The following is a 17,897-nucleotide window of genomic DNA, read 5'->3' on the forward strand; positions in this document are numbered from 1 at the left end:
CGTCGACGGACGGGACGGCACCGCCGGCCCCCGACAGGTCGGCCGACAGCGAACCCGCCGGCTCAGCCGAAGTAGAGGATCAACGCCAGCCAGGCGACCACGATCAGCACCAGTGCCGCCGCCAGCACCCAGGTCGGCACCGTGTACTCGCCGCGGCGGTTCCGCTCGATCTCGGCGCGGATCTTCTCCCGGCGCCGGTCGATCCAGTTCAGCTTCTCGGTGCCGCTGTCGCGACCCGGATTCGCGCCGCCGCCGCGGCCGGAGGGTTCGGAAGTGTTCATCGCCCCGCCAGCGTACCGGGGGCCCGGCCGGCACCGAGGCACCGGCCGCCACCCGCCGTCACATGCTGGCGATCAGCCGCTCCACCCGCTCGTCGTAGGCCCGGAACGGGTCCTTGCACAGCACCGTGCGCTGGGCCTGGTCGTTCAGCTTCAGGTGCACCCAGTCGACGGTGAAGTCCCGCCGCTTCTCCTGGGCGTGCCGGATGAACTCGCCCCGCAGCCGCGCCCGAGTGGTCTGCGGCGGGGTCTCCTTCGCCTCGAAGATCTCCGGATCGGTCGCCACCCGGTCCACCTCGCCGCGCCGTTCCAGCAGCCCGTACAGGCCCCGCCCCCGCCGCAGGTCGTGGTACGCCAGGTCCATCTGCGCCACCCGCGGGTGCGACAGCGGCAGGTCGTGCTTGCGCTGGTACCGCTCGATCAACTTCAGCTTCGTGACCCAGTCGATCTCCCGGGCCACCGGGTCCAGGTCGCCGGTCTCCACCGCCCGCAGCACCCGGGCCCACAGGTCCACCACCCGCTTCGCGGTCTGGTCCCCGCCCCGGCGCTCCACGAACTCCGTCGCCTTGGCCAGGTATTCCTGCTGGATCTCCAGCGCGCTGACCTCCTTGCCGGACGCCAGCCGCACCTTGCGCCGGCCGGTGATGTCGTGCGACACCTCGCGGATCGCCCGGATCGGGTTCTCCAGCGTCAGGTCCCGCATCACCACCCCGGCCTCGATCATCCGCAGCACGATGTCGGCGGTGCCGACCTTCAGCAGCGTGGTGACCTCGTTCATGTTCGAGTCGCCGACGATCACGTGCAGCCGGCGGTACCGCTCCGCGTCCGCGTGCGGCTCGTCCCGGGTGTTGATGATCGGCCGGCTCCGGGTGGTCGCCGAGGAGACGCCCTCCCAGATGTGCTCGGCCCGCTGCGACAGGCAGTAGACCGCCCCGCGCGGCGTCTGCAGCACCTTCCCCGCGCCGCAGATCAACTGCCGGGTGACCAGGAACGGGATCAGCACGTCGGCGAGCCGGCCGAACTCCCCGTGCCGGGACACCAGGTAGTTCTCGTGGCAGCCGTACGAGTTGCCGGCCGAGTCGGTGTTGTTCTTGAACAGGTAGATCTCACCCGCGATGCCCTCGTCGTGCAGCCGCTTCTCCGCGTCGACGAGCAGCCCCTCCAGGATCCGCTCCCCGGCCCGGTCGTGCGCGACCAGGTCGGTCACCGCGTCGCACTCCGGCGTCGCGTACTCCGGGTGCGAGCCCACGTCCAGGTAGAGGCGGGCCCCATTGCGCAGGAACACGTTGCTCGACCGGCCCCACGACACCACCCGCCGGAACAGGTACCGCGCGACCTCGTCGGGGGACAGCCGGCGCTGCCCACGATAAGTGCAGGTGACGCCGTACTCGGTCTCGAGGCCGAAGATTCGCCGCTCCATGAGGAGACACTAGCCGCCCGAGCCGTCAGATGGGCAGCGCTCAACCCAGCCATCTCAACCGCGCCGGCCCCGGCATTCCCGGCGTTCGCGCCTCCCAGCGCCGGGTACGGTCCCAGCCGTGAGGATCCTCGTCACCGGCGGCGCCGGCTTCATCGGGTCGGCGTACGTCCGGCGGCTACTCGCCGGCGCCGAACCGGACCTCGCCGTGGACGCCGTCACCGTGCTCGACGCGTACACCTACGCCGCCACCGAGGACGCCCTCGACCCCGTCCGCACCGACCCCCGGCTGCGCATCGTCCGCGGCGACGTCCGCGACGCCGCCCTGGTCGACGTCGTCGTGGCCGGCCACGACGACGTCGTGCACTTCGCCGCCGAGTCCCACGTGGACCGCTCCATCGCCGGCGCCGCCGACTTCGTCACCACCAACGTGGTCGGCACCCAGACCCTGCTCGACGCCGCACTGCGCCACGGCGTCCGCCGGTACGTGCAGGTCTCCACCGACGAGGTCTACGGCTCCATCGCCACCGGCGCCTGGACCGAAGACGCCCGGCTGGACCCCAGCTCACCCTACTCGGCCAGCAAGGCCGGGGCGGACCTGCTCGCCCTCGCCTACCACCGCACCCACGGCCTCGACGTCGTCGTCACCCGCGGCGCCAACACCTACGGCCCCTGCCAGTACCCCGAGAAGATCGTGCCGCTGTTCGTCACCAACCTGCTCGACGGGCACGACGTGCCCCTCTACGGCGACGGCGGCAACGTCCGCGACTGGCTGCACGTCGACGACCACTGCCACGGCATCGCGCTCGCCCAGACCTGCGGCCGGGCCGGACGCGTCTACCACCTCGGCGGCGGCGCCGAACTGACCAACCGGGAACTGACCGGCCGGCTGCTGGCCGCCTGCGGGGCCGGCTGGGACCGCGTCCGGCCGGTCGCCGACCGCAAGGGCCACGACCGGCGGTACGCGCTGGACACCACCACCACGCACCGCGAGCTGGGCTGGTCCCCCACCGTCGACCTGGACACCGGGCTCGCCGCCACCGTCGAGTGGTACCGCGCCAACCGCGGCTGGTGGCAGCCGCTCAAGCCGCGCTCCTGAACAGGCCGACCGGTCCACGGCGGTCCCGCCCGCCGGCATGCCCGCCGCCGACGGTCCGGTCGACGCGGGCCCGGGCCGGTACGCGCGCCGACCCCGGTCGCCGTCACTCGCCGGGCTGCTCGCCCTGCTGGCCCTCCAGGTCCGCCGAGCCGGCCGAGGTCGTCGGCTTGTTCGCCTCCTCGGTGGGCACCGTCGGGGTCTTCGCCCGCCCCGGCGCCAGCGCGGTGTCCGCGCTCGCGTCCCCGTCCAGCAGCGCCGTCAACGCCGCCCCGGTCACCCGCCGGAACGTCCGCCCCACCCGGCGGCGGTCCAGCACCGCCACCTCGAGCTGGTTGGCGGCGATCGTCCGGGCCGCCCCGCCCTCGCCGCCCACGCTGCTCAACGCCTTGACCGCCGCCCGCACCGCCTCCGACAGCGACATGTCCGGCCGGTGCTCGTTCTTCAGCACCCCGGTGATCGCCTCGGCCTGGCCGCCCATCGCCATCCGGCCCGGCTCGTCGTTCACCGACCCGTCGTACGTCACCCGGTAGAGCGAGTCGTCGTCCGACGTCGCGCCCACCTCCGCCACGCAGATCTCCACCTCGAACGGCTTCGACTGCTCGGTGAAGATCGCACCCAGCGTCTGCGCGTACGCGTTCGCCAGGCCCAGGCCGGTCACGTCCCGCCGGTCGTAGCTCAGGCCGTTCAGGTCGGCCATCCGCACCCCGGCCCGGCGCAGGTTCTCGAACTCGTTGTACCGGCCCACCGCGGCGAAGCCGATCCGGTCGTAGATCTCGCTCACCTTGTGCAGGGTGCTGGACAGGTTCTCCGCGACGAAGAGCACCCCGCCCTCGTAGCTCACGACCAGCGCGCTACGGCCCCGGGCAATGCCCTTGCGGGCCAGCTCGGAGCGGTCGCGCATGATCTGCTCGGGCGAGGCGTAGAACTGCATGGCCACGGCGGCGGTTCTCCTTCGGGCGCTGTGCTGCGGACTGCTGACGGGTCAGGTGGGAGCGGGCTCAGCCGCCGGGGTTCTCCATCCGGCCGGCGACAACGCCCTCCGCGATGGCCGCCGTCTCGGCGTCGGTGAGCCGGTGAGTGCCCTCCGCCGTCGCGGTCATCACCACCGGGTAGATCCGGCGGGTCAGGTCCGGCCCGCCGGTCGCCGTGTCGTCGTCGGCCGCGTCGTAGAGCGCCTCCACGGCGAGGCGCACCGCGTCGTCGATCGACAGGCCCGCCCGGACCCGCTTCTTCAGCGCCGACTTGGCGAACAGCGAACCCGAGCCGATCGCGTCGTAGCCGGTCTCCTCGTACGGGCCGCCGGTCACGTCGAAGCTGAAGATCCGGCCGGCCCGCGCCGGGTCGCTCGCGGCCAGGTCGAACCCGGCGAAGAGCGGGATCACGGCGAGGCCCTGCATGGCCGCGCCCAGGTTGCCCCGGATCATCGAGGCCAGTCGGTTGGCCTTGCCGTCGAGCGAGAGCATCGCGCCCTCGATCTTCTCGTAGTGCTCCAACTCCACCTGGAACAGTCGCATCAGCTCGATGCCGATGCCCGCGGTGCCCGCGATGCCGACCAGCGAGTACGCGTCGGCCGGGTGCACCTTCTCGATGTCCCGCTGGGCGATCAGGTTGCCCATCGTGGCGCGCCGGTCGCCGGCCATCACCACGCCACCGGCGGCCGAGATGGCCACGATGGTCGTCGCGTGCGGCGCCATGTCGGCGGCCATGCCGGGCGGCAGCGGCCGACGGCCGGGCAGCATCTCGGGGGCCACCTTGCTCAGGAACGCTGTGAAGGAGGACGTCCCCGCGTTGGTGAACACATCTGGTAGACGCCCGGATGGATCAAAACCCGCTGCCACGTGGTTCCTCTCAGGTACGTGATCGCCCTGGCCAGCCTCGCGGGACTGTCGCGGAACTGGCCAAGACCACCGTTGCAGTTGAAGCAGAGTATCCCGCGCACCCACCCGGTGCGATGATCGTGGTCCAGATGTTGCGGGTCGGGGGTCCCGCAGATCGCGCACCTGCCGGCCTGTTCGGCCAGGAGCTCGTCGAACTCCTTTTGTCCCACGCCGTATCGGTGGCGCAGGTGGTACTCGCGGTTGCCGCCGTGCAGTCGTTGCTTCGTCTCCCGGGTGCGGCTGTTGTGGCACGGCTTGCAGTAGGTCGCGTAGCCCGTGCCGTCGGAGCGGTTGCGCGGGAAGTCGGCCACGGGCTTGACGGTTCCACAGTCGGTGCAGAAGCGGTGGCCTTCCGGCACTTCTCGGGCAGGCTTCACCTCCCGACCGTGTTTCTCCCTCACCTGCTTGGCGTAACTGGCCTTGGACCGCACATTGAAGCAGGGCTTGCAGTAGCTGCCGCGACCGCTGGGACGCTTGCTGCTCGCACAGAAATCATCGAGCTGCTTCCATTCCCCGCAGTCGCGGCATCGGCGTAGGCCGTCGTGATCATCCAAAGGGACCGACATGTCCGTTTCGCCCCGATATGATCACTGACCTCCTTTTTGCACGTAACCCCTCACGAATTCCTCTGCGTTCTCCTCCAGGACGGAGTCGATCTCGTCGAGCAGGTCGTCGACGTCCTCGGTGATCTCGGCGTGCCGCTCGGCAACCTCGGGGTTGGCCTGCGCGGTAACCTCTTCGACCTCCTCGTGCGACTTGCCGGACTGGGTCTGCCCGCCTTCTTGCGTCGCCATGGTGGTGCCTCCTCCACGATCGCCCTGCGATCAACTTACCTCGCGGGAGCGACGAACGGCCCGTCGCGCGCCGGGTTCCTCGGCGCGGGACGGGCCTTCCTTCAGGTACCCGGCGGCTCAGCCGCCGGTCAGCATCTCGAGGAGGTCCTTGGCGCTCTCGCAGCGGTCGAAGAGCCCCCCGACGTGCTTGCGGGTGCCCCGTTCGGGTTCCATCATCGGCACCCGGACCAGCGACTCCCGGCCCACGTCGAAGATGACCGAGTCCCAGCTCGCGGCGACCACCTCGGAAGCGTACTGGGCCAGGCAGCGGCCGCGGAAGTAGGCCCGGGTGTCCTCCGGCGGCTCGGTCATCGCGGTGCGGGTCTGCTCGTCGGTGAGCAGGGTCTTCATCGAGCCGCGGGACACCAGCCGGTGGTAGAGGCCCTTCTCCGGCCGCACGTCGGAATACTGCAGGTCGACCAGCTGGAGCTTGTGCGAGCCCCAGCCGAGCTTCTCCCGCTCCCGGTAGCCCTCCAGCAGCCGCAGCTTGGCCACCCAGTCCAGCTCGTCTGCGCAGAGGAAGGCGTCGCGGCCGAGCCGGTCGAGCACGCTCTCCCAGCGGTCGAGCACGTCGGCGGTCTGCGCGTCCACGTCGTCGCCGTACCGGTCGTCCACGAAGGACCGGACCCGCTCCAGGTACGCCCACTGGACGTCCAGGGCGGTCAGCCTCCGGCCGTCGCGCATCCGCATGAGGTGCTTGAGCGACGGGTCGTGGCTGACCGCCCGCAGCTCGCTGACCGGGTCGGCGATGCCGAGGTCGGGGCTGAGCGCCTTCTCCTCGATCATGGTGAGGATCAGCGCGGCGGTGCCGACCTTGAGGTACGTGGAGATCTCCGACAGGTTGGCGTCGCCGATGATGACGTGCAGCCGGCGGTACTTGTCGGCGTCCGCGTGTGGCTCGTCGCGGGTGTTGATGATCGGCCGCTTGAGGGTGGTCTCCAGCCCCACCTCGACCTCGAAGAAGTCGGCCCGCTGGGAGATCTGGAAGCCGCTCTGGCCGCCGTCCTGGCCGATGCCGACCCGGCCGGCGCCGCAGATCACCTGCCGGGTGACGAAGAACGGCGTCAGGTACGCCACGATGTCGGCGAACGGGGTCTGCCGCCGCATCAGGTAGTTCTCGTGGGCGCCGTAGCTGGCGCCCTTGTTGTCGGTGTTGTTCTTGTACAGGTGGATCGGGTGGGTGCCCGGGATGGTGGCGGCGCGCCTGGCCGCCTCGGCCATCACCCGCTCCCCCGCCTTGTCCCAGCGCACCACGTCGAGAGGGTTGGTCACCTCGGGAGTGGAGTACTCCGGGTGGGCGTGGTCGACGTACAGCCGGGCGCCGTTGGTGAGTATGACGTTGGCCAGCCCCAGGTCCTCGTCGGCGAGCGCCTCGGCGGGGTCGTACGCGGCGCCGGAGTAGGTGAAGCCGCGGGCGTCGCGCAGCGGCGATTCCTCTTCGTAGTCCCAGCGGGCCCGGCCGCCGCGGTTGAGTTCCGGGCGCGCCCCGTAGGCGTTGACCACCTGGGAGGAGGTGACCATCGGGTTGGCCCCGGCCTGGCCGGGCACGGAGATGCCGTACTCGACCTCGGTGCCCATGATCCGTCTAACGCTCATCGACCTGCCCGCTCCGCTCGCCGTCCCGGTCCCCCCGTCACGTCGAGCGTAGTCGTCGTCACGCGGGAAGGGGGCGTGGCGGCCCGGGGCGTGCGGTGTGGCGGATCGCGGCCGACGGGGGCCGGACGCGCGGAGGCCCGCGGCGGGGTGCGCCGCGGGCCTCCGTCGTGCCGTCGGGCTACAGGTACTGGCCGGTGTTGCTGGCGGTCTCTATCGACCGGCCGGCCTCCGCGCCCTTGCCGCCGGAGACGAGCGTGCGGATGTAGACGATCCGCTCGCCCTTCTTGCCGGAGATGCGCGCCCAGTCGTCCGGGTTGGTGGTGTTGGGCAGGTCCTCGTTCTCGCGGAACTCGTCGACGCAGGCGTCGAGGAGGTGCTGCAGGCGCATCCCCTTGCGCCCGGAGGTGAGGAACTCCTTGATGGCCATCTTCTTGCCCCGGTCGACGATGTTCTGGATCATCGCGCCGGAGTTGAAGTCCTTGAAGTAGAGGACTTCCTTGTCGCCGTTGGCGTAGGTGACCTCGAGGAAGCGGTTCTCCTCGGTCTCCGAGTACATCCGCAGGACGACCGCGTCGATCATCGCCGCCACGGTGGCCTGAGGGTCGCCGCCGTGCTCGGCCAGGTCGTCGGCGTGCAGCGGCAGGCCGGCGAGGATGTACTTGGAGAAGATGTCCTTGGCGGCCTCGGCGTCCGGCCGCTCGATCTTGATCTTCACGTCGAGCCGGCCGGGGCGCAGGATCGCCGGGTCGATCATGTCTTCCCGGTTGGAGGCGCCGATGACGATGACGTTCTCCAGGCCCTCGACGCCGTCGATCTCGCTGAGCAGCTGCGGGACGATGGTGTTCTCCACGTCCGAGGAGACGCCGGAGCCGCGGGTGCGGAAGACGGAGTCCATCTCGTCGAAGAACACGATCACCGGAGTGCCCTCGCCGGCCTTCTCCCGGGCCCGCTGGAAGACCAGCCGGATGTGCCGCTCGGTCTCGCCGACGTACTTGTTGAGCAGCTCGGGGCCCTTGATGTTGAGGAAGAAGCTGGTGTGCTTCTCCGCGCCGCGGCGCTCGGCGATCTTCTTGGCCAGCGAGTTGGCCACCGCCTTGGCGATCAGCGTCTTACCGCAGCCGGGCGGGCCGTAGAGCAGGATGCCCTTCGGCGGCCGGAGCTGGTGCTCGCGGAACAGGTCGGCGTGCAGGAAGGGCAGCTCCACCGCGTCGCGGATCTGCTCGATCTGCGCCTGGAGGCCACCGATGTCCTCGTAGCCGACGTCGGGCACCTCCTCGAGGACCAGCTCCTCGACCTCGCTCTTCGGAATCCGCTCGTACGCGTACGCCGAACGGGGCTCGATCATGAGCGAGTCGCCGGCCCTTATCGGGGCGCCGATCAGGGTCTCGGCGAGGTGCACGATGCGCTCCTCGTCGGAGTGGGAGACCACCAGCGCCCGGTCGCCGGGGGCGCCGCCGGGCCCGGCGAGCACCTCCTTGAGCATCACGACCTCGCCGACCCGCTCGTAGCCGAACGCGTCGACGATGTTGAGGGCGTCGTTGAGCAGGACCTCCTGGCCGCGACGCAGCTCGTCGACCTCCAGCGAGGGCGAGACGGCGACGCGGAGCTTGCGTCCGCCGGTGAAGACGTCCACCGTGCCGTCCTCGTGCTTCGCCAGGAACACGCCGTAGCCACTCGGTGGCTGAGCGAGGCGGTCGATCTCCTCCTTGAGCGTCACGATCTGCGCGCGAGCCTCCTTGAGGGTGCTCACGAGCCGTTCGTTGTTCTCGGTCAGCCGCGCCAACTGTGCCTGGGTGGCCGCCAGCCGCTCCTCGAGCTGCCGGACGTGTCGGGGGCTTTCGGTCAACTTGCGCCGCACCAGAGCGAGTTCCTCTTGCAGGAACGCGACCTGCGTGGAGAGATCGTGGGCCTCCTTCTCCCACCGTGCGGCGCGCGAGTCCGCGTCGTCGCTGCGTGCCACGTCCCACCTCCCCGGGGGGCTTGAACGTTCTGAGCTAACACTAGCCGCTATGAGCCCGATTCGGTCCCACGCAACGCGCTCGTCACCGAAGCTTGATCGCCAAGGGCTGGTCGGCGGGCGGGTACGGGCGTTCGGGTACCGTCGGGGTGTGGGACGGGAGAACATGGGGGGTGCTTCGTGACCGACGTCGCGACGGACCAGCTTCAGGTCTGGGTGGACCAGGACCTCTGCACCGGTGACGGGCTCTGCGTGCAGTACGCGCCCGAGGTCTTCGAGTTCGACGTCGACGGCCTGGCGTACGTCAAGGGCCCCGACGGCGAGCTGTTGCAGGCCCCGGGCGCCCGGGTCGACGTCCCGGAGCACCTGCGCCTCGAGGTGATCGACTCGGCGAAGGAGTGCCCGGGCGAGTGCATCCACGTGGTGCGCGACAGCGACGGCCTCGAGGTGGCCGGGCCGGACGCCGAGGACTGACATCCGCCGGACAACCGGTGTGGGCCGGGGACGAAAGTCCCCGGCCGCACGCGTCTTCAGAGCATGGGGCGGCCGACGACCGAGGCGACCAACCGGGCGAACTCCTCCAGCCGGGCGATCTGCCCGGCGCCGCCGTCGTCGAGGGTCTTGCCGAAGCGCAGCGCGTCGTGTCGGGGCGCGCCGACCACCTCGTCGCCGGGCGGCGCCTCGTCCAGCGAGGTGAGCAGCAGGTAGACGTCGATGCTGTCGACCCGGACCTCGCCGGTGTCGGAGCGGGTGAGCCGCCGCCGGCAGCCGACCTCGGTGACCGTGGACACCGGCACCACCCGCAGTGACGACGTCATCGACCCGGGCGGTCCCTCCCCCGGCGGGACGTCCTCGCCGTGCCAGAGCACCAGGCGGCTGCCGTCGCAGACGACGACCTCCTGCCACACCCCGTTGACCTCGTTGACGAAGCGTTCCAGGGTGAAGCCGAGCACGGAGGCCCCGCGCAGCACCCCGCCGAGGGCGTCCAGGGCGACGTCCGGGTCGCGCAGGTACGCCCGGGCCGCCGACTCCAGGTCGGCGTAGGGCGACCAGTCGGGGAAGACCGCGGGCAGGTCGCCGTTGCCGTAGCCGGGGCTGCTCACGCCGCCGCCTCCTGGGGTTCCCGTCCGTCGGGGCGCTCGCCGCGCGCCCCGCTCCACTCGCTCATGCCACCGTCTCCGCCCGTCCGGTGCCGTCCCCGCCGGGACACATGATCCACCCGCTCATCCCCGTCCGCGCCGTGGGGTCACGGCTGATCCAGCTCCTGCTCCGCCTCGGCCGCGGCCTGCCGGGCCGCCTCCGCCTCGCGCAGCGCCTGCCGGCGCTGGACGTACGCCTCGGCGCCCTTGCTGGGCTTGCGCCGCCGCGGCGGCGCGGTGACGCCGGGGGCGAGCTTTCGCGCGGAGACCAGGAACGCGGTGTGCGCGATCATGCGGTGGTCGGGGCGGACGGCGAGGCCCTCGGCGTGCCAGTCGCGCACCAGCGACTCCCAGGCGCGCGGCTCGGTCCAGCCGCCGCGCTCGCGCAGCGCCTCGACCAACTCGGACAGCTGCGGGGTGGTGGCCACGTAGCCGATGAAGACGCCGCCGGGGACGAGCGCCCGCTCGACCATGTCGAGGGTCTCCCAGGGGGTGAGCATGTCCAGGATGATCCGGTCGAAGCCGGTCTCCTGGCACTGGGCGACGTCGCCGACGTTCAGCCGCCAGGCCGGGTGCGGGCCGTTGAAGAACGCCTCGACATTGCGCTTGGCGATCTGGGCGAAGTCCTCGCGCAGCTCCCAGGAGTGCAGCTCGCCCTCGGTGCCGACGGCGCGCAGCAGGGAGCAGGAGAGCGCGCCGGAGCCGGCGCCGGCCTCGAGGACCTTCGCACCGGGGAAGATGTCGCCCATGGCGACGATCTGCGCCGAATCCTTCGGGTAGATCACCTGGGCGCCGCGGGGCATGGACAGGACGTAGTCCGACAGCAGCGGCCGCAGTGCCAGGAACGCGGTGCCGCCGCCGGCGGTGGTGACCACACTGCCGTCGGGCAGGCCGATCAGCGTGTCGTGTTTGAGGATCCCCCGGTGGGTGTGGAACTCCTTGCCCGGCTCCAGCGTCACGGTGTGCATCCGCCCCTTGGGGTCGGTCAGCTGCACCCGGTCGCCCGGACGGAACGGCCCCCGGTGGACGGGGGGCAGCGCCGGGGCGGCAGGGTCGGCCGGGACGGCGGAGGAATGTGCGGTCACGTGTTCGTCTTCCGTTTGGGTTCCAGGAGCTGTGCGAGATCCGCGATGTGCAGAACGCCGACGACATCTTCGCCTGCCGTCACGACGTACTGTGCGCCCGGGTGGGTGCGCACGGTCTCCATCACCTGCTCGCCGTCTGCGCCGACCGGAAGCGCGGGCAGGCCGGCCAGGTCGCCGGCGACCGCGTCCACCGCGAGCCACGGCCGCCGTTCCGGGGGTACGGCCTCGGCCCGGGCCGGGTCGACCAGGGCGACCGGCCGGCCGGCGGCGTCGGCGACGGCGAGCGCGGCGCCCGGGACGGTGCCCTCGGCGCGGCGGCGCTGCGCCTCGGCGAGCGGGGTGCCGCTGGGCACCGGGAGCACCGGGCGGGCCAGCCGGGCGAGGTCGACCAGCGGGAGTCGGCGGCTGATCCGGGCCATCCGGATGGACTGGCCGGCGCCTCGCCAGAGGGTGACGGCGACGAGCAGCACCAGCGGCAGGGCGAGGGGCGCGACGGCCCGGCGCAGGGTCAGCAGGACGACCAGGGCCAGGGTGGCCACGGCGACGGCCCGGCCGATCCAGCCGGCCACCTCGGTGCCCCGGTGCCGGTCCCGGGTGAGCGCCCAGACGGCGGCGCGCAGCGCCCGGCCGCCGTCGAGCGGCAGCCCGGGCAGGCTGTTGAACACGGCGACCACGACGTTGCTCACCGCGACCTGGAAGGCGAGCTGGTGGGCGAGGGTGCCGTCGGGCAGGGCGAGGGTGGCGGCCACGCCGGCGGCGCCGAGCACCGCGGAGACCGCCGGGCCGGCGAGGGAGACCAGCAGGTCGACCCGGGGGCTGGGGGCGTCGCGGTCCATCTCGGTGTAGCCGCCGAGCAGCTCCAGGGTGATCCCGCGCACACCGATGCCATACCGGCGGGCGGTCAGCGCGTGCCCCAGCTCGTGCAGCAGCACCGAGCCGAGCAGGGAGATCACGAAGCCGAGGCCGACCAGGTAGCCGCCGAGGTGGCCGAGGTCGAGCTGGCGCCGGGCGAGGGCGGCGTACAGGACGGTGACGACCACCGTGAGCAGCAGCATCGACGCGTCGACGCGCAGCGGCACGCCGCACACCCGACCGACGGTCAGCCCGGGCCGGCGCGGCGGTCGGCTCCTCTGCTCCACCGGGACGATGCTACGCGTCGCCGATCATGCCCCGGTGCGGCGACGGCCGCCCTGTCACACCGGTGCCCTAACCTTCCGGGCATGACGGCGGAACCGGTGATCGACGCGCAGCCCACCCCGACGGCGGCGGCGGTGCCGCCCACGGTGCGGGCGTCGCTGTCGCCGTCACGGGCGGCGGACTTCAAGACCTGCCCGCTGCTCTACCGGTTCCGCAGCATCGACCGCCTGCCTGAGCGACCCACCGTCGAGCAGGCCCGGGGCACCCTGGTGCACGCCGTGCTGGAGCGGCTGTTCGACCTGCCGGCGGGGGCGCGCACCCCGCAGTCCGCGGGCGACCTGGTGGCCCCGCAGTGGGACCGGCTGGTCACCGAGCAGCCGGAGCTGGCGACCCTGTTCGGCGCCGGTGACGCCGCGGCGGTGGCCGAGTTCCTGCGCTCGGCGGCGGACCTGCTGGACGGCTACTTCGCGGTGGAGGACCCGCGCCGGCTGGAGCCGGCCGAGCGGGAGGCGTTGATCTCCGCGGTGGTCGACGACGAGCTGCTGATCCGGGGCTACCTGGACCGGCTCGACGTGGCTCCGGACGGCGCGCTGCGGGTGGTCGACTACAAGACCGGCGGGGCGCCGCGGGAGGCGTTCGAGGCGCGGGCGCTGTTCCAGCTCAAGTTCTACGCGCTGGTGCTGTGGCGGACCCGGGGCGTGGTGCCACGGGTGCTGCGGCTGCTCTATCTCAAGGACGCCGAGGTGTGCGACTACACCCCGGACGCCGACGAGCTGCTGCGGTTCGAGCGCACGGTGGTGGCGCTGTGGCAGGCGATCGAGCAGGCCATCGAGCGGCAGGACTTCCGTCCCCGGCCGAGCCGACTCTGCGACTGGTGCAGCCACCAGGCGCTCTGCCCGAGCTTCGGCGGCACGCCGCCGCCGTTCCCGGCGGCCGGTACCGGTGACCCACTGACCGACGCTCGGTCGCGGCCGGTGGCCCCCGGCGCGGACGAGTGATCATCCTCCGCCAGGAGGAGGCCGGGTTCGGCTTCGGCGACGAGGGGGCCCGCCGGGCGGCGGTTAGCGTCATGGCATGACCAACCGGCTGCGGGTGTGGACCCGCCGTCGACCGCTGGCCGCCGACGCGTGCTTCGCGGTCGTCATGGTGGCGCTGGCCGCGACGTTCCTGCTGCTCATGCCGCGGGAGCTGCGCCCAGTGCAGCTGTGGGCGGCGCTGGGCTGGAGCGTGCTGGGCGCCGCCCCGGTGGCGTTGCGCCGGGTCGCGCCGTGGCCGGCGGTGGGGGCGGCGATGGCCACCCTGGCCGTGCCGGTGCTGCTCCGGCACGCGCCGGCCACCCAGGGGCTGACCTTCGTCGTGCTGACCTACACGATGGCGGCGCACCAGCGGCTGCGTCCGGCCGCCCTGGCCGCGCTGCTGCTGTGGATGCCGGTGGTGCTGGCCAACGTGTTCACCCCGGTGGACGGGGTGCTCGACATGGGGCCGGCGTACGTGCTGCTCAACAACCTGCTCACCGCGTGCGTGGCGTACGCGGTGGGCCGGGCGGTGCAGGCGCGCCGCCAGTCGACGCGGATGCTGCGCGAGCGGGCCCGGATCGCCGAGGCGACCCAGCGGTCCCTGGCCGAGCAGGCCGTCGCGGACGAGCGGCGCCGGATCGCCCGGGAGCTGCACGACGTGGTGGCGCACCACGTCAGCGTGATGGGGGTGCTGGCCACCGGGGCGCGGCGGGTGCTGCCCCGGGACCCGGACGCCGCCGACGGGGCGATGGCCACCATCGAGGAGACCGGCCGGGCCACCCTGCGGGAGCTGCGCCGGCTGCTGGACGTGCTGCGCACCGACGCCGAGCCGGCCGCTGAACTGGCCCCGCAGCCGGGGCTGACCGGGATCGAGACCCTCGTCGAGCAGGTCCGGGAGGCCGGGCTGCCGGTGACGCTGCGGGTGGACGGCGCGCCGGCGTCGCTGGAGGAGGGCGTGGCGCTGGCCGTCTACCGGGTCATCCAGGAGGCCCTGACGAACGCGCTCAAGCACGCCGGCCGGGCCAGCGCACTGGTCCGGCTCACCTGGGCCGACGGTTTCCTCGCGGTGGAGGTGACGGACACCGGGCGTGGTCCGGACCCGGCGGCCGACCGGATCGGGCACGGGCTGGTCGGCATGCGGGAACGGGTCGCCCTCTACGGTGGGGTCCTGCGGACCGGTCCGCGGACCGGTGGCGGCTTCCGGGTCTACGCGCGGATTCCGCTCGAATCCGCCGGGGCGGTCCCGGCGTGAGCGGCGACGGGGGTACAGGGATGACCGACAGCACGGCGACGGCACGGCCGGTACGGGTCCTGCTCGCCGACGACCAGCCGCTGCTGCGTACCGGGTTCCGGATGGTGCTCGGCACCGAGGACGACCTGGACATCGTGGCCGAGGCCGGGGACGGTCTGGAGGCGGTGGAGTTGTCCCGCCGGCTGCTGCCGGACGTGGTGCTGATGGACATCCGGATGCCCCGGATGGACGGGGTGGCCGCGACCCGGGCGATCGTGGACGCCCGGCTGCCGGTGCGGGTGCTCATCCTCACCACCTTCGACCTCGACGAGTACGTCGTGGGCGCGCTGCGCGCCGGGGCGAGCGGATTCCTGGCCAAGGACGTGCCGGCCGAGGACCTGGTCACCGCGATCCGCACGGTGGCCGCCGGGGAGGCGGTGGTGGCCCCGCGGATCCTGCGCCGGCTGCTGGACCGGTTCGCCGACGCACTTCCCGACCCGGCGGCGGCCCCGCCGAAGGCCCTGGACGCGCTGACCGAACGGGAACGGGAGGTCCTCGTGCAGGTGGCGCGGGGGCTGTCCAACGCGGAGATCGCCCGGGCGCTGTCGGTCAGCGAGACCACCATCAAGACCCACGTCGGGCACGTGCTGACCAAGCTGGGGCTGCGGGACCGGGTGCAGGCGGTGGTGCTGGCGTACGAGACGGGGCTGGTGCGGCCCCAGCGGTGACCGCCCCGCGCCCTGTGGTCAGCGTGACCACACCAACTCGGCCGCCTGCCGGCTTTCCCCCGTCTCCTGGGATGCCATGGTCCCGATGGCGTCGACCCGGCCCCACCGACCGGGAATGTCGAGCAGCTCGATGCGGCCGAACCGTTCGGGCAGCGCTGGCGCGACCACCAGATCCTCTCCGTACGGATCAAGGCCGAGCAGCGTGCGCACCAGCAGCAGCGGTGCTCCGGTGGCCAGGGCCTGTGGGCTGTTCGCCGCGGGATACTGGACGGGGTGGCGGGTCAGCTCGCGGTCGTAGCCGCCGAAGGCCTCCGGCAGGCGCCCCTGGAAATGCTGGGACGCGTCGATGATTCCCTCGGCGATGCGCCCCGCCTCCTGATAGAAGCCGTAGCGGCGCAGCCCCCAGGCGATGAAGGCGTTGTCGAAGGGCCAGACGGTGCCGACGTGGTAGCCGAGCGGGTTGTACTGTCCCTGGCCCTTGGCCAGGGTGCGTACCCCCCAGCCGGAGAAGAGGCGGGGGCCGAGCAGGTGTTCGGCGATCTTCGCGGCGCGGGATTCATCGACGATGCCGCTCCACAGCAGGTGGCCGATGTTGGAGGAGAGGGCGTCGACCTGGCGGCCGTCGCCGTCGAGGGCGAGGGCGTAGTACTCGCCGTCGGCGATCCAGAAGTCGCGGTTGAAGCGTTCTTTCAGGTCTGCCGCTTCGCGCTCGAGGCGGTCGGCGTATTCCGGGTCGTTCCAGAATTCGCGGGCCAGCCGGGCGCCTCGGATCTTGGCGTCGTAGGCGTAGCCCTGCAGCTCGCAGGTCGCCCGGGGCAGGCTCGGCAGCCTGCCGTCCCGGAAGGAGATCGCGTTCCAGCCCTCCTTCCAGCACTGGTTCTCCAGGCCGGTGCGTTCGTTGCGGCGCTGGTACCAGACGTAGCCGTCACCCATGATGTCGCCGTACTCGTCGATCCAGCGCAGCGCCGCCCGCGACTCGTCCTCGAACTCCCGAACCAGGCTGACGTCCCCGGTCCACCGCTCGTACTCGTCGAGCAGCACCACGAAGAGCGGGGTGACGTCCGCACTGCCGTAATACGGCGACTGGGGCCGCTCCTCGAAGGCCACCAGCTCGCCGTAGCGGAACTCGCGCAGGATCTTGCCCGGCTCCTCGTCCCGGAAGTCGTCGAGCACCGCTCCCTGGTCGATGCCGAGCATCCGCAGGGTGGCCACGGCCAGCTCCGAGTTGACGGGCAGCGCCTGGAAGCTGGTCAGGATGCTGTCCCGGCCGGTGATGGTGGCGGCCCAGGGCAGACCCGCGGCGGGCATCGTCTCGGCCGGTAGCGTGAGCGGCGAGTACCGCAGGGCCGCGAGATCGACCAGGCTTCGCTGATACGACCGCTGCAGCGCGTCCCAGTCGCACGTCAGTTGCGGGGCCTTGCCGAGCCACTGCCGCAGGTCGCGGTGGAGCCGTGGCCTGTCGCGCCGGTGACGGCCGGGATAGAGATGTTCTCGAACATCCTGACCGTCCGGACGCCGCACCATGCCCTGGACGTGCAGCGTCGTGGTCCAGTGCCCGTGCGGGCCGATCCGGATGTGGTACGTCAGCCCGTTCTCGTCGACCTGCGCCGGCTCGCTCGTGGAGATCACGGTCTCCCGCCAGAACTTCTCCCGCTCATAGCCGAGATGCAGGCGCCCGTCTTCGACGCGCTGGTAGACCCGGCCGAGTGGCGTCCGTTCCTGTCCGACCGCGATCAGCGGGAAGAAGTCACAGTCCGCGTCGATCCGGACCGTGAACTCGGCTGGCTCCCCGGCGTGGTTGAGCACCGTCAACTGCTCCTCGAAGCTGCCCGCCACCGACCGTTCACGGATGACCGAGACCTTGGCGTCGACGTAGTGCGTCGGAGCCCCCGGCACCAGGAAGAACCGCACCTCGAAGTACGACGGGTCGTCCATGGCCAGCGCGCTCACCCGTTCCCCGTTGATGGTCAGCCGCCAGAGCGACAGGTATCGGGTGTCGAACGAGAAGAACCCGCACGGAACGCTGGGCTTGGCCTCGATGTCGCCGCTGCCGTCGCTCAACACGAAGATGTTGCCGTCGAGAATCCTGACGAGGTCCGTCTTCATGTCCGACCCCCACGATCGCGGGCCAGGACCCGCGGATGTCGCGCGCCGGGCGGAGGTGCGAAGAGCCGCTCCAGCAGGACGATGAACCGAAACTTTCCTTCGGTCGTGATGTCGTTCCTCAGCCACGCCGGGAGTGGTTTGGCCTCGCCTCGAATCATCTGGTCGAAGAAGGCGTTGTCGGCGCGGATGACGGTGTCGGCGTCGCTGTTCTCGTGCGACACCCGGATGGCACCGCTGCGGATTTCCACGAACCAGTGGTCGACCTCGTGGTCGTGTTCGAGGTCGAACCGGATGGTGCCGCTGGTCTTCTTCAGCACGCGTTCGTGACCGTGGCGTTCGAGCGCGGCAAAGAACTCCCTGGTCATCTCCGACATCACGCCACCCCCCGCAGAGATCTG

At 71.7% G+C, this 17,897-nt stretch carries 18 protein-coding genes; 5 read left to right on the forward strand and 13 right to left on the reverse strand.

What is annotated here, in order from left to right:
- Positions 1–62 precede the first annotated feature (62 nt).
- Together ACFYOS_RS11050 and pafA are read right to left on the reverse strand one after the other, a co-directional pair.
- On the reverse strand, positions 63–281 hold the full coding sequence (locus ACFYOS_RS11050; RefSeq protein WP_387138462.1) for a hypothetical protein: 219 nt from the start codon (positions 279–281) through the stop codon (positions 63–65).
- Positions 282–339: 58 nt separating this feature from the next.
- Positions 340–1,698, reverse strand: a complete 1,359-nt coding sequence (gene pafA, locus ACFYOS_RS11055; RefSeq protein ID WP_387138465.1) for a Pup--protein ligase — start codon at positions 1,696–1,698, stop codon at positions 340–342.
- Between the two features lie 118 nt (positions 1,699–1,816).
- Here pafA and rfbB point away from each other — a divergent pair, with 118 nt between their 5' ends.
- Entirely contained in the window at positions 1,817–2,794 is a 978-nt protein-coding gene (gene rfbB, locus ACFYOS_RS11060) for a dTDP-glucose 4,6-dehydratase (protein ID WP_387138468.1), read from the forward strand.
- Positions 2,795–2,897: 103 nt separating this feature from the next.
- Here the strand turns inward: rfbB and prcA are convergent, their stop codons facing one another.
- From prcA to arc, 6 genes are all read right to left on the reverse strand, one after another.
- Positions 2,898–3,731, reverse strand: coding sequence for a proteasome subunit alpha (gene prcA, locus ACFYOS_RS11065; RefSeq protein ID WP_387138471.1), 834 nt, complete (start codon positions 3,729–3,731; stop codon positions 2,898–2,900).
- A gap of 61 nt (positions 3,732–3,792) precedes the next feature.
- Complete coding sequence (prcB, locus tag ACFYOS_RS11070; RefSeq protein WP_387138474.1) at positions 3,793–4,632, reverse strand: proteasome subunit beta; 840 nt, start codon at positions 4,630–4,632, stop codon at positions 3,793–3,795.
- A complete protein-coding gene (locus ACFYOS_RS11075) occupies positions 4,551–5,048 on the reverse strand; it encodes an endonuclease VII domain-containing protein (protein WP_387138575.1) in 498 nt (165 codons plus the stop codon). The genes prcB and ACFYOS_RS11075 overlap by 82 nt, the downstream gene beginning before the upstream one ends.
- Positions 5,049–5,258: 210 nt before the next feature.
- A complete protein-coding gene (locus ACFYOS_RS11080) occupies positions 5,259–5,465 on the reverse strand; it encodes a ubiquitin-like protein Pup (protein WP_073836803.1) in 207 nt (68 codons plus the stop codon).
- Between the two features lie 117 nt (positions 5,466–5,582).
- Positions 5,583–7,100: a depupylase/deamidase Dop gene (dop, locus tag ACFYOS_RS11085; protein WP_387138477.1), complete on the reverse strand. Its 1,518-nt coding sequence runs from the start codon at positions 7,098–7,100 to the stop codon at positions 5,583–5,585.
- A gap of 178 nt (positions 7,101–7,278) precedes the next feature.
- Positions 7,279–9,060, reverse strand: a complete 1,782-nt coding sequence (gene arc / locus ACFYOS_RS11090) for a proteasome ATPase (RefSeq protein WP_387138480.1) — start codon at positions 9,058–9,060, stop codon at positions 7,279–7,281.
- Positions 9,061–9,237: 177 nt separating this feature from the next.
- On the opposite strand from arc, the gene ACFYOS_RS11095 reads away from it, so the two are divergent.
- Positions 9,238–9,531: a ferredoxin gene (locus tag ACFYOS_RS11095; RefSeq protein ID WP_387138483.1), complete on the forward strand. Its 294-nt coding sequence runs from the start codon at positions 9,238–9,240 to the stop codon at positions 9,529–9,531.
- A 56-nt stretch (positions 9,532–9,587) separates the two neighbouring features.
- On the opposite strand, the gene ACFYOS_RS11100 is transcribed toward ACFYOS_RS11095, so the two are convergent.
- From ACFYOS_RS11100 to ACFYOS_RS11110, 3 genes are all read right to left on the reverse strand, one after another.
- Positions 9,588–10,160, reverse strand: coding sequence for a hypothetical protein (locus ACFYOS_RS11100; protein WP_387138486.1), 573 nt, complete (start codon positions 10,158–10,160; stop codon positions 9,588–9,590).
- 143 nt (positions 10,161–10,303) lie between these two features.
- A complete protein-coding gene (locus tag ACFYOS_RS11105) occupies positions 10,304–11,281 on the reverse strand; it encodes a tRNA (adenine-N1)-methyltransferase (RefSeq protein WP_387138489.1) in 978 nt (325 codons plus the stop codon).
- The gene (locus ACFYOS_RS11110) at positions 11,278–12,369 is read right to left on the reverse strand and encodes a M50 family metallopeptidase (protein ID WP_387138578.1); all 1,092 of its coding nucleotides are present in this window, start codon (positions 12,367–12,369) and stop codon (positions 11,278–11,280) included. The genes ACFYOS_RS11105 and ACFYOS_RS11110 overlap by 4 nt, the downstream gene beginning before the upstream one ends.
- Positions 12,370–12,501: 132 nt before the next feature.
- On the opposite strand from ACFYOS_RS11110, the gene ACFYOS_RS11115 reads away from it, so the two are divergent.
- From ACFYOS_RS11115 to ACFYOS_RS11125, 3 genes are all read left to right on the forward strand, one after another.
- Complete coding sequence (locus tag ACFYOS_RS11115; RefSeq protein ID WP_387138492.1) at positions 12,502–13,416, forward strand: RecB family exonuclease; 915 nt, start codon at positions 12,502–12,504, stop codon at positions 13,414–13,416.
- Positions 13,417–13,492: 76 nt separating this feature from the next.
- A complete protein-coding gene (locus ACFYOS_RS11120; RefSeq protein WP_387138495.1) occupies positions 13,493–14,686 on the forward strand; it encodes a sensor histidine kinase in 1,194 nt (397 codons plus the stop codon).
- A gap of 20 nt (positions 14,687–14,706) precedes the next feature.
- The gene (locus ACFYOS_RS11125; RefSeq protein ID WP_387138498.1) at positions 14,707–15,393 is read left to right on the forward strand and encodes a response regulator; all 687 of its coding nucleotides are present in this window, start codon (positions 14,707–14,709) and stop codon (positions 15,391–15,393) included.
- Positions 15,394–15,411: 18 nt separating this feature from the next.
- On the opposite strand, the gene ACFYOS_RS11130 is transcribed toward ACFYOS_RS11125, so the two are convergent.
- Positions 15,412–17,499, reverse strand: coding sequence for a glycogen debranching N-terminal domain-containing protein (locus tag ACFYOS_RS11130; protein WP_387138501.1), 2,088 nt, complete (start codon positions 17,497–17,499; stop codon positions 15,412–15,414).
- Positions 17,496–17,873, reverse strand: coding sequence for an SCP2 sterol-binding domain-containing protein (locus ACFYOS_RS11135; protein WP_387138504.1), 378 nt, complete (start codon positions 17,871–17,873; stop codon positions 17,496–17,498). The genes ACFYOS_RS11130 and ACFYOS_RS11135 overlap by 4 nt, the downstream gene beginning before the upstream one ends.
- Positions 17,874–17,897 lie beyond the last annotated feature (24 nt).

Source organism: Micromonospora sp. NPDC005806 (assembly GCF_042871425.1).
Classification (GTDB): Bacteria; Actinomycetota; Actinomycetes; order Mycobacteriales; family Micromonosporaceae; genus Micromonospora.